The organism is Streptococcus sp. 1055, from assembly GCF_013276815.1.
Lineage (GTDB): Bacteria > Bacillota > Bacilli > Lactobacillales > Streptococcaceae > Streptococcus > Streptococcus pseudopneumoniae.
Genome location: NZ_VMLT01000104.1, coordinates 17,435 through 29,086, shown reverse-complemented (window position 1 = coordinate 29,086; position 11,652 = coordinate 17,435). Strand labels below are relative to the sequence as shown.

Here is an 11,652-nt window from a genome sequence, read left to right as displayed (position 1 = left end):
GGAATGGGAGTAAGCTACATTCCCATGTATATTCTATATAAAATGCTCTAACGATTTTCACGTTGTCACATGAATTGAATCGAGTTCCAACTAAAATAGGAAACTAGCCGCAGGCTGCTCAAAGCACTGCTTTGAGGTTGCAGATAGAACTGACGAAGTCAGCTCAAAACACCGTTTTGAGGTTGCCGGATAAGACTGACGAAGTTAGTAACATATACCTACGGCAAGGCGACGTTGACGTAGTTTGAAGAGATTTTCGAAGAGTATTATTCATCTTCGTCATCATCGAAGCCCGCTAACAGGTCATTAACTTTCACAATGCTTTCTGCAGCACGGTTCTTGTAGTCCGCATCTGCGCCTGTAAGGCTCGCATTGATAAATTCAATCACCATTGGAAGATTCATCCCTGCGTAAAGGTCAATATCACGACCTTCCATGATCAAGCGACTCACCACATTACAAGGTGTCCCACCGAGAAGATCCGCAAAGACTAGGAAATCATCCAACCCTTCAATAGCTGCTTCAAATTTTGCAGTAAAGTCTTCTGGGCCATCTTCTGGAAGAAGAGCTACTGTGTAAATGTTGTCTTGTGGGCCCATAATCATTTCTGTGCTACCTCTAAGCTCCTCACAGAAGCGACCATGGCTCACCAAAATTAATGATTTAGTCATAAGGAATTACATTCCAAGTGCAAAGTGACCAAGGGCAGAAAGAGCCAAAGCAAGTACGATAATAATACCGATAGCTTTAGTAGAGTTCATACCTTTCTTACCAAGCAACCAGAAGATAAAGGCAGTAAAGATTGCTGGAAGCAAACGTGGGAAGATTTGGTTCAAGATGTCTTGGAAATCAATCATCTTTTCACCGATTGGCAACTTGTAAGAAATTTCAAAGTTAATCACTGTTGCTACAAGAGCACCCATCATGAAGACACCAAGTACAGATGCAGCGTCAATCAAAGCTGTCAAGGTACTTTGCATGTTGTTGATAAGGTTAACCCCTTCTTTGTAGGCAAATTCCAACTGTTTCCAACGGAAGATGTCATACGCTACTGCAACTGCAATCCAAAGGAAGATCCCCCAAGGTTGGCCAGCGATAGCCATAGTTGCTGCGACTGACCCCATGATAGCAGGTACAAGTGAACCAAAGATTGTATCTCCAAGAGGAGCGAATGGTCCCATCAAACCTGTCTTGATACCGTTAACGGCGTCTTTTGAACCCACACCATCCTTTTCTTCCATGGCAAGGTCAAAACCAGCGATAATGGTATGGAAGAATGGTGAAGTATTGAAGAATTGAGTATGAACTTTCATCATTTCTTTCAATTCAGGAGTTCCATCCCCATACATTTTACGCAATTGAGGCAAGATCATGTAAAGGTAACCAGAAGCTTGCATACGTTCGTAGTTCCAACCTAATTGGAAAGTAAACAAGCTACGTTTGTTGATTTGATTAAAATCTTCTTTTGTAAGTTTGTAATTAGAATTCGTCATCTTCGATTTCCCCACTTTCTGATGGTGTAGAAGGTGCTGCTACAGCTACTTTTTGGCTATTTTTGAAGTGAAGCACTGCAAGGAAGATACCTACGATAGAGATACCAATCATAGACAAACCTTTGAAGTTGTTCACGAAACCAATTTTTTCAGCAACTTCAGCAGGAAGAGTACCTACGATACCAGCAACAGCGCCACCAAGACCTGTTACATATGAGTAAAGAACAGTCAACATAGCTGTCAAACCAAATCCCATAGCAAGGTAGTGAAGGTTACGTTTAACTGGAAGGTAACGAAGCAAGATTGCAAATCCAAGACCTGGAAGCATACGTCCTGCGAGTGTCAAACCATCTGCAACCCATTGGTATTTTGTAACGAAGTCTACTACGCCTTGTACAAATTCACCACCAAAAGCAAGGGCAAAGAAGACTGGAAGGGCACGAGATAAAGCCCAAGGAATCGCACCAAGCAAGTAGTTGCGTTCAATACCTTTATAGTCAAAGCGTTCGATGGCAGCATCCACACGGTGAGCGAAGAAGGTAGTAGTCATACGACCAAGAACGTCGAAGTAAGTCAAGAGAGTTGCTACTGGTACAGCGATTGTAGTAATGGCAAGCGGTGCATCAATTCCTTGTGAAACAGAGAAGGCTGTCGCAAGAACCGCACCAGAAGTTGCGTCGATACGAGAAGCACCACCGAAGGTACCAACCCCAAGAACGAACAGTTGCAAGTTACCACCGATAAGCAAACCAGTAGTCACATCTCCCATGATTAAACCAGTAATGAAACCAGCAAATACAGGGGAACCTGCAGATGAAACGATCGTCAACTCATCACAGATTTGATAAGCTGAGTACAAAGTGAGAAGTAAAATTTGCCACCATTGTATCATAACAATGACCTCCTAAAAAATTTTTTCCTATTTTAATAAGCTCAAAAAGTCTGAAATTGGATCATTTGGAACCATTTGAGCAGTAAGTTTAACACCTTTTTCTGCCAATTTGTGGAAATCTTCCACATCCTTGTCTACTACGTTGATAGAACGTGTGATAGGGCGAGTTTCTGGTGTTTGAGACATATTCCCAACATTAAGGGTTTCAAGTGGTACACCTGCTTCTACCAAACCAAGGAAGCGGTCTGGTTTACGAGCAACGATAAAGAGACGTTGGCTATCGTATTTACCAGCAAGAATATTGGCTGCCGCTTTCTCAATTGGCAAAATACTCAATTTTACACCTGGTGGTGTCGCAAGTTTCAAACCACTCTTTTCAACATCGTTGTTGACAACTTCGTCATCTACAACCATAATACGTGAAACATTTAGTTTTCCAGCCCAAAGATTGGCTACTTGTCCGTGGATCAAACGTCCATCGATACGGCATCCTACAATTGTCATAAGTTTTCCCCCTTTATGTGTTTTAGTGTAGGTTTACGAGTTAAATGAATCTCTTCTTTATATTGGCCCTCTGTTTCAAAGATGATGATGCGGTTGGCACCTTCCTTGAGATAGCTATGAGGGATATAAAGTGAGAGGGTTGGGCCGACGTTCCAAAAACGTCCTAGATTCTGCCCATTGACAAAGGCAACTCCCTTACCAAACTCAGACAAGTCTAGGTAAGTATCTTTTGGCTCTTGGACTGTAAAGTCATAAGCGTAAAAGGCTGGTTGTCCTTGAGTCCATCCTTTTGAAAAATCAATTTTCTTAGGATTGTCTAGTGGGAGTGGATAGTGTTTCCAGTTCAGTAAGAAATGCAAATCCTTACAAACCCCTGTCCGAATTCCCTTACGTTGCGTATCTGCTAAGAACTTATGCCCATAGTTGACACGCCCCATATTTTCTATCAATATGTCAATCCTAGATAACGCTTTCTTTTCACCTTGATAAAAAATATCTTCCCCAATCTCTGTCTGATATTGGGTTTTAATCCACTGACCATCGACATACAGCTGGGCCCTATCTCGACCGTCAATGATACGAAGTCTTTCTTCTTCTGCATCCCAGTTTGTTTCTGTTCGATAGAGTAAGTAACCATAGCTTTGTCCCAGCTCCTCCATCTTTTTAGGATAGAGGCTTTCTACTGGACTTGACAAGCTATCCAAGGTTTCAAACAAGGAAACTTTTTCTACTATTGGTATAGCATCCAACTCCATACTCTCTTTGTAGAGTGGTTCCAACTGCGGATACTCTGAAAAATGTGTTGCCATCATCTTCTTGACTGCAAGATATTTAGCAGTTGGATTTCCTTCTTCATCCAGAAGGGCATCGTAATCATAAGATGTAACTTGTGGCAGGTCCAAAGTTCCTCGAGCTGAGCAACCATTCATGAAACCAAAGTTTGTACCACCGTGGAACATGTAAAGATTGATAGAGCCTTGTTCCAAAACCTCTCGAACTGCATCTGCCAATTCCTTAGGATCCCGTGTGATAATCGGTTCTTTCCAGCGATTGAACCAACCATCCCAGAACTCCATACACATGAGTGGCCATTTCTTACCATGTTCATCAAAGAATTCCTGCATCTGCGAAAAGTTGTAAGGTGCCTTAGAACCAAAGTTTCCTGTTACAAAGAGGTCCTCTTCAATTAAGGTTCCAGCTTTCAGAGTAGCTCGCCATGGACCATCTGATGTAAAGAGGGGACAGGTTACGCCACACTCTTCCATCAACTGTCGAACAGCTCTTAGGTAAGCCTTATCTTCTCCGTAAGAACCATACTCATTTTCAACCTGCATCATGAGGATATTGCCACCATTGTCCAACAGATGTGGAACCAGTCGTGGCAAGAGCTGGTCATAATAGCGACCGACAGCCTCAATATAGGCTGGATCTGAGGAACGAATCCTCATATCCTTGGTTAAAAGCCAAGCCGGTAAGCCACCGAATTCCCACTCCGCACAGATAAAGGGAGAGGGCCGTACAATAGCGTAGAGACCCAAGTCTTGCGCTGTCTGTAGAAATCGCTCCAAATCCAGAGCCCCTTCAAAGTGAAACTCGCCCTCACGAGGCTCGTGTAAATTCCAAGCCACATAAGTCTCTACCGTATTAAAACCAAGAGCCTTCAAGTTATAGAGCGAATGATACCAATCCTCTGGAGGAACCCTAAAATAATGAATGGCGCCAGATAAAATCTTGAACGGTTTCCCATCTAAATAGAAATCGTCTCGTATCTCAAATCGTGTCATAAAACTACCTTCTGACTGCGAAAGTTTGCGCTTTCATTTGTTGTTATAGTCATTATAAACCAATCTGTTTGAATTGTCAATAGAAATTGTAGGGATATTTACTGCAATTTTACTATTATACACACGTTCAATTAATTTCAAACATTTTCAGACCCATTTCAAACGCTCTTTAAATTCGGAATAGAGAACCTAAAATAATTTTGCACAAAATACATTTATAAAATACGTACAATGCCTATGTAACTTAATTTTTTAATCTGTTATCTAATTTTTTATTCAAAAGACTACTATTTTTTTCGCTTTTATGGTAAAATTTTCTATGGAGAAGGAAAATAGAGGTAAAAATATGGCAATTCCCAAATATCAATACATAAAAGACGAATTAAAAAATAAAATCATCTCTGGGCAGTTTAGCAGTGGAGATAAATTTTACACTGAAGCAGAGCTCATTTCAATGTACGATGTCAGCTCTATCACAGTTGTCCGCGCCTTAAACGACCTTGCTAAAGATGGCTATATTGTCCGCCAACAAGGAAAAGGAACCTTCGTTTCACGTGCACGCAAACACAAGCTTGTAGAGTTTTCAGATATTGAACTCTTTAATGCTAAAGATGATAAGGTAACTGTTCTTTCAATTGAACGCGGAAACAAGCTCGTTTACTTGGAAAAATTGGGTCTACGTGGCGATCAATTCTACTACAAGATTGAACGTATCCGCGAATCAAACGGTGTCGTTTATATCTACCATACATCCTACATCCCAGAACAATATATCAACGCAAATTATCCAAACCTTGAATACTATAGTTCTATCTATAATCGTTTCAAGTTAGACTACCACATTCACATGAATGATGAACACTTTGAAGAAATCAACGAAATAGTCTTTCCAACTCCAGAACATGCGGCTTCAGTCCTCGGAGTCGATGAACAATTCCCTACTGTCCTACAAACTAAAATCACCAAACTCGAATCAACTGGCCAAGTTTTAGAATACAGTGAAACTTACAAACGATCTGATTACTACAAGATTAAATTCATCTCATGTGACCGTGATCACTAAGAAGAAAGCCTGAGCTAATCGCTTGGGCTTTTTCTATGCTTATTATACCACACCAAAAAGGTAGCGCTTACCTATTTTTGGAAAATTCTATAATTTGTGGAATATTTTATAGAAATAGAACCAAAAATTATACTAGATATATATACATATTTTTTCTGACCAATCTGAAATCTTAAGTTTAAATTTTATATTTTTTTATACTTATTATAGTTTTTTGTCATCTCCTCTTGACTCTCGTTAATATAAGAAATAAAATAAAGGCGTTGATTTATATAATCGCTATCAATATAACAATGCAATCAGGAGGTTTTGCAATGAAACATGAAAAACAACAGCGTTTTTCTATTCGTAAATACGCTGTAGGAGCAGCTTCTGTTCTAATTGGATTTGCCTTCCAAGCACAGACTGTTGCAGCCGATGGAGTTACTCCTACTACTACAGAAAACCAACCGACCATCCATACGGTTTCTGATTCCCCTCAACCATCCGAAAATCGGACTGAGGAAACACCTAAAGCAGAGCTTCAACCAGAAACTCCAAAAACTGTAGAAACAGAAACTCCAGCTACTGATAAGGTAGCTAGTCTTCCAAAAACAGAAGAAAAACCACAAGAGGAAGTTAGTTCAATTCCTAGTGATAAAGCAGAAGTGGTAACTCCAACTTCTGCTGAAAAAGAAACTGCTAATAAAAAGGCAGAAGAAGCTAGCCCTAAAAAGGAAGAGCAGAAAGAGGCTAATTCTAAAGAGTCGGATACAGACAAGACTGATAAGTCAGAAGCTGACAAGGAAAAATCAGCTAAAAAAGATGAAACGAAAGCTGAGGCTGACAAACCAGCAACAGAGGCAGGAAAGGAACGTGCTACAACTGAAAATGAAAAATTAGCTAAACGAAAAATCGTTTCAATTGATGCCGGACGTAAATATTTCTCACCTGAGCAACTCAAAGAAATTATCGACAAAGCTAAAGAATATGGTTACACAGATCTTCATCTCTTGGTAGGTAACGATGGCCTCCGTTTCATGTTGGATGATATGTCTATGAAAGTGGGCGATAAAACCTACTCTAATGATGATGTCAAACGCGCCATTGAAAATGGAACAAATGCCTATTACGATGATCCAAATGGTAACCATCTCACTGAAAGTCAGATGACAGATTTGATTAATTATGCCAAAGATAAAGGAATTGGAGTAATTCCAACTGTCAATAGTCCTGGACATATGGATGCTATGCTCCATGCTATGAAAGAACTTGGCATTGAGAATCCTAACTTTGATTATTTTGGTAAAAAATCGGAACGAACTGTTGACTTAAATAATAAACAAGCAGTCGATTTCACAAAAACTCTGATTGACAAATACGCTAACTACTTCTCTAACAAATCTGAAATTTTCAATATTGGACTAGATGAATATGCTAATGATGCGACAGATGCTAAAGGTTGGAGTGTGCTTCAAGCTGATAAATATTATCCAAATGAAGGTTACCCTGAAAAAGGATATGAAAAATTCATCTCTTACGCTAATGATCTCGCTCGTATTGTAAAATCTCACGGTCTCAAACCAATGGCCTTTAACGACGGTATCTACTACAATGGAGACACAAGCTTTGGTAGTTTTGACAAAGACATCATCGTTTCTATGTGGACTGGTGGTTGGGGGGGCTACGACGTTGCTTCTTCTAAACTACTAGCTGAAAAAGGGCACCAAATCCTTAATACCAATGATGCTTGGTACTACGTTCTTGGACGAAACGCTGATGACCAAGGTTGGTACAATCTCGATCAGGGGCTCAATGGTATTAAAAACACACCAATCACTTCTGTACCAAAAACAGAAGGAGCTGATGTCCCAATCATCGGTGGTATGGTAGCTGCTTGGGCCGATACCCCATCTGCACGTTATTCTCCATCTCGCCTCTTCAAACTCATGCGTCATTTTGCAAATGCCAACGCTGAATACTTCGCAGCCAACTACCAACCTGCAGAAAAAGCACTAGAAACTATACCAAAAGACTCTAACCGCTATACTGCTGAAAGTTTTGCTGCTGTCAAAGAAGCTGAAAAAGCCATCCGTTCACTCGATAGCAACCTCAGTCGTGCTCAACAGGATACGATTGATCAAGCCATCGCAAGCCTTCAAGATGCTATTAAAAACTTGGCTTTAACTCCAGAAGCACAAAAAGAAGAGGATGCTAAACGCGAACTTGAAAAACTTAATAAGAATAAAGTCATTTCCATCGATGCAGGTCGCAAATACTTCTCTCTAGATCAACTCAAACGCATCGTAGACAAGGCAAGTGAGCTCGGCTACTCAGATGCCCACCTCCTTCTAGGAAATGATGGCCTTCGCTTCCTACTCGATGATATGACCATTACTGCCAACGGAAAAACCTATGCTAGTGATGACGTTAAAAAAGCTATTATCGAAGGAACTAAAGCTTACTACGACGATCCAAACGGTACTGCACTGACACAGGAAGAAGTGACAGAGCTTGCTAAATATGCTAAGGAAAAAGGTATTGGTCTGATTCCAGCTATCAATAGTCCAGGACATATGGATGCTATGCTGGTTGCCATGGAAAAACTTGGCATCGCGAATCCTCAAGCAAACTTTGATAAAGTTTCAAAAACCACGATGGACCTTGAAAATCAAGAAGCACTTAACTTTACCAAAGCCCTTATCGGTAAGTATATGGATTACTTTGCTGATAAATCAAAGATTTTCAACTTTGGTACTGACGAATACGCCAACGATGCGACTAGTGCCCAAGGCTGGTACTACCTCAAGTGGTATCAACTCTATGGCAAATTTGCCGAATATGCCAACACCCTCGCAGCTATGGCCAAAGAAAGAGGGCTTCAACCAATGGCCTTCAACGATGGCTTCTACTATGAAGACAAGGACGATGTTCAGTTTGACAAAGATGTCTTGATTTCTTACTGGTCTAAAGGCTGGTGGGGATACAACCTCGCATCACCTCAATACCTAGCAAGCAAGGGTTATAAGTTCTTGAATACCAACGGTGACTGGTATTATGTTATAGGCAATCACAAACAAGATGAAGCTTACCCTCTTTCAAAAGCAGTTGAAAATTCTGGTAAAGTTCCATTCAATCAACTAGCTTCTACCAAATATCCTGAAGTAGATCTTCCAACAGTCGGAAGTATGCTTTCAATCTGGGCAGATAGACCAAGCGCTGAATACAAGGAAGAGGAAATCTTTGAACTCATGACTGCCTTTGCAGACCACAACAAAGACTACTTCCGTGCTAATTATAATGCTCTCCGCGAAGAATTAGCTAAAATTCCTACAAACTTAGAAGGATATAGTAAAGAAAGTCTTGAGACCCTTGACGCAGCTAAAACAGCTCTAAATTACAACCTCAACCGTAATAAACAAGCTGAGCTTGACACACTTGTAGCCAACCTAAAAGCCGCTCTTCAAGGCCTCAAACCAGCTGCAACTCATTCAGGAAGCCTAGATGAAAATGAAGTGGCTGCCAATGTTGAAACCAGACCAGAACTCATCACAAGAACTGAAGAAATTCCATTTAAAGTTATCAAGAAAGAAAATCCTAACCTCCCAGCTGGTCAGGAAAATATTATCACAGCAGGAGTCAAAGGTGAACGAACTCATTACATCTCTGTACTCACTGAAAATGGAAAAACAACAGAAACAGTCCTTGATAGCCAGGTAACCAAAGAAGTTATAAACCAAGTGGTTGAAGTTGGCGCTCCTGTAACTCACAAGGGTGATGAAAGTGGTCTTGCACCAACTACTGAGGTAAAACCTAGACTGGATATCCAAGAAGAAGAAATTCCATTTACCACAGTGACTCGTGAAAATCCACTCTTACTCAAAGGAAAAACACAAGTCATTACTAAGGGTGTCAATGGACATCGTAGCAACTTCTACTCTGTGAGCACTTCTGCCGATGGTAAGGAAGTGAAAACACTCGTAAATAGTGTCGTAGCACAGGAAGCCGTTACTCAAATAGTCGAAGTCGGAACTATGGTAACACATGTAGGCGATGAAAACGGACAAGCCGCTATTGCTGAAGAAAAACCAAAACTAGAAATCCTAAGCCAACCAGCTCCATCAACTGCTCCTGCTGAGGAAAGCAAAGCTCTTCCTCAAGATCCAGCTCCTGTGGTAATAGAGAAAAAACTTCCTGAAACAGGAACTCACGATTCTGCAGGACTAGTAGTCGCAGGACTCATGGCCACACTAGCAGCCTATGGACTCACTAAAAGAAAAGAAGACTAAGTCTTTTCGATAAAAAATAAACAGCGAGATTGAAGCTCGCTGTTTATTTTTTAATTAATCACCTAGTCCAAGACGTTCAAAGATATCATCCACTCGTTTGGTGTAATAAACTGGGTTGAAGATTTCATCGATTTCTTCTTGTGTGAGACGTGATGTTACTTCTGAATCTGCCTCAAGAAGTGGTTTAAAGTCTACTTGGTTGTCCCAAGAGTAGGCTGTTTTTGGTTGCACCAAGTCATAGGCTTGCTCACGGGTCATGCCTTTTTCAATCAATGTCAACATAGCCCGTTGGCTAAAGATAAGACCAAAAGTCGAGTTCATGTTGCGGATCATATTTTCTGGGAAAACTGTCAAGTTCTTGACGATATTTCCAAAACGGTTGAGCATGTAGTCAATCAAAATGGTCGTATCTGGTGTAATGATACGCTCAGCTGATGAGTGGGAAATGTCACGTTCATGCCAGAGAGCGACATTCTCATAAGCCGTAATCATGTGACCACGGATAACACGCGCCAAACCTGTCATGTTTTCAGAACCGATTGGGTTGCGTTTGTGAGGCATTGCAGATGAACCTTTTTGCCCTTTAGCAAAGAATTCTTCCACTTCGCGTTGTTCAGATTTTTGCAAACCACGAATCTCAGTCGCCATACGTTCGATTGAAGTCGCAATGCTGGCAAGAACTGCAAAGTACTCAGCGTGAAGGTCACGAGGAAGGACTTGTGTAGAGATTTCTTGAGCACGGATACCAAGCTTGTTGCAGACATACTCCTCTACAAATGGTGGGATATTGGCAAAGTTCCCAACCGCACCAGAAATCTTACCAGCTTCTACACCAGCAGCCGCATGCTCGAAACGCTCGATATTGCGCTTCATTTCGCTGTACCAAGTCGCCAATTTAAGACCAAAGGTTGTCGGCTCAGCATGCACACCGTGGGTACGCCCCATCATGATGGTGAACTTGTGCTCCTTGGCCTTGTCAGCGATGATATTAGTGAAGTTTTCAAGGTCACGACGGATGATGTCGTTGGCCTGCTTGTAGAGGTAACCATAGGCCGTGTCCACCACGTCAGTAGAAGTCAAGCCATAGTGAACCCACTTGCGCTCTTCACCAAGAGTCTCAGAAACCGCACGCGTGAAAGCCACCACATCGTGGCGCGTCTCCTGCTCAATTTCCAAAATACGGTCGATGTCAAAGTCCGCCTTCTTGCGAATCAAAGCCACATCTTCCTTAGGGATTTCCCCCAACTCAGCCCATGCCTCGTCAGAGAGGATTTCCACCTCAAGCCAAGCACGGTATTTATTTTCTTCACTCCAAATATTCGCCATCTCAGGGCGAGAGTAACGGTTGATCATGTTGTTCATTTTTCCTTTCTTCTTAAGCTGTTGGGAATAAGCTATCTAGGTAAAGCAAGATTTCTACTCAAACTCCTCTTTTCCAATAAACACAGACGGGTAATGATCTAGTATATTCAAATCCGTATCCAGCGGTACATCATAGATAGCTAAATAATTTTCGGGGTATTGTGCAGCTAGTTCTTCATATTTAGCTTGTACCTTATCTTGGTCAGCACTGGCATACAAGACTTCGACAACTGCTCCAGTCTTATCCTTTTCAATAAATGTATTAACGATAATTTGTATCATGAAC

Annotated in this window: 9 protein-coding genes; 2 read left to right on the top strand and 7 right to left on the bottom strand. The window is 41.2% G+C overall.

Features of this window, described 5'->3' with window-relative positions:
- Positions 1–266: 266 nt before the first annotated feature.
- The 5 genes from HT699_RS08900 to HT699_RS08880 are packed head-to-tail and all read right to left on the bottom strand — an operon-like array spanning position 267 to position 4,673.
- Positions 267–671: a PTS sugar transporter subunit IIA gene (locus HT699_RS08900; protein ID WP_172934287.1), complete on the bottom strand. Its 405-nt coding sequence runs from the start codon at positions 669–671 to the stop codon at positions 267–269.
- 6 nt (positions 672–677) lie between these two features.
- Positions 678–1,493: a PTS system mannose/fructose/sorbose family transporter subunit IID gene (locus HT699_RS08895; RefSeq protein ID WP_000185298.1), complete on the bottom strand. Its 816-nt coding sequence runs from the start codon at positions 1,491–1,493 to the stop codon at positions 678–680.
- Entirely contained in the window at positions 1,480–2,385 is a 906-nt protein-coding gene (locus tag HT699_RS08890) for a PTS mannose/fructose/sorbose/N-acetylgalactosamine transporter subunit IIC (RefSeq protein WP_000617008.1), read from the bottom strand. The genes HT699_RS08895 and HT699_RS08890 overlap by 14 nt, the downstream gene beginning before the upstream one ends.
- A 27-nt stretch (positions 2,386–2,412) precedes the next feature.
- Positions 2,413–2,889, bottom strand: a complete 477-nt coding sequence (locus tag HT699_RS08885; RefSeq protein WP_000156972.1) for a PTS system mannose/fructose/N-acetylgalactosamine-transporter subunit IIB — start codon at positions 2,887–2,889, stop codon at positions 2,413–2,415.
- Positions 2,886–4,673 carry a beta-galactosidase gene (locus tag HT699_RS08880; RefSeq protein WP_023932928.1) on the bottom strand — a complete coding sequence of 596 codons (1,788 nt, stop codon included), beginning with the start codon at positions 4,671–4,673 and terminating at the stop codon, positions 2,886–2,888. The genes HT699_RS08885 and HT699_RS08880 overlap by 4 nt, the downstream gene beginning before the upstream one ends.
- 346 nt (positions 4,674–5,019) lie before the next feature.
- Here HT699_RS08880 and HT699_RS08875 point away from each other — a divergent pair, with 346 nt between their 5' ends.
- Both HT699_RS08875 and strH read left to right on the top strand, forming a co-directional pair.
- Entirely contained in the window at positions 5,020–5,736 is a 717-nt protein-coding gene (locus tag HT699_RS08875; protein ID WP_001007202.1) for a GntR family transcriptional regulator, read from the top strand.
- A 314-nt stretch (positions 5,737–6,050) separates the two neighbouring features.
- On the top strand, positions 6,051–10,004 hold the full coding sequence (gene strH, locus HT699_RS08870) for an LPXTG-anchored beta-N-acetylhexosaminidase StrH (RefSeq protein WP_172934286.1): 3,954 nt from the start codon (positions 6,051–6,053) through the stop codon (positions 10,002–10,004).
- A gap of 54 nt (positions 10,005–10,058) precedes the next feature.
- Here the strand turns inward: strH and purB are convergent, their stop codons facing one another.
- Positions 10,059–11,357 carry an adenylosuccinate lyase gene (gene purB, locus HT699_RS08865; RefSeq protein WP_000610749.1) on the bottom strand — a complete coding sequence of 433 codons (1,299 nt, stop codon included), beginning with the start codon at positions 11,355–11,357 and terminating at the stop codon, positions 10,059–10,061.
- Positions 11,358–11,420: 63 nt separating this feature from the next.
- A complete protein-coding gene (locus HT699_RS08860; RefSeq protein WP_023935448.1) occupies positions 11,421–11,648 on the bottom strand; it encodes a hypothetical protein in 228 nt (75 codons plus the stop codon).
- Positions 11,649–11,652: the final 4 nt, after the last annotated feature.

Coding starts and splice junctions, on each gene's coding strand:
- HT699_RS08900 (WP_172934287.1), bottom strand. CDS start 671: ATGACTAAATCATTAATTTTGGTGAGCCATGGTCGCTTCTGTGAGGAG.
- HT699_RS08895 (WP_000185298.1), bottom strand. CDS start 1,493: ATGACGAATTCTAATTACAAACTTACAAAAGAAGATTTTAATCAAATC.
- HT699_RS08890 (WP_000617008.1), bottom strand. CDS start 2,385: ATGATACAATGGTGGCAAATTTTACTTCTCACTTTGTACTCAGCTTAT.
- HT699_RS08885 (WP_000156972.1), bottom strand. CDS start 2,889: ATGACAATTGTAGGATGCCGTATCGATGGACGTTTGATCCACGGACAA.
- HT699_RS08880 (WP_023932928.1), bottom strand. CDS start 4,673: ATGACACGATTTGAGATACGAGACGATTTCTATTTAGATGGGAAACCG.
- HT699_RS08875 (WP_001007202.1), top strand. CDS start 5,020: ATGGCAATTCCCAAATATCAATACATAAAAGACGAATTAAAAAATAAA.
- strH (WP_172934286.1), top strand. CDS start 6,051: ATGAAACATGAAAAACAACAGCGTTTTTCTATTCGTAAATACGCTGTA.
- purB (WP_000610749.1), bottom strand. CDS start 11,357: ATGATCAACCGTTACTCTCGCCCTGAGATGGCGAATATTTGGAGTGAA.
- HT699_RS08860 (WP_023935448.1), bottom strand. CDS start 11,648: ATGATACAAATTATCGTTAATACATTTATTGAAAAGGATAAGACTGGA.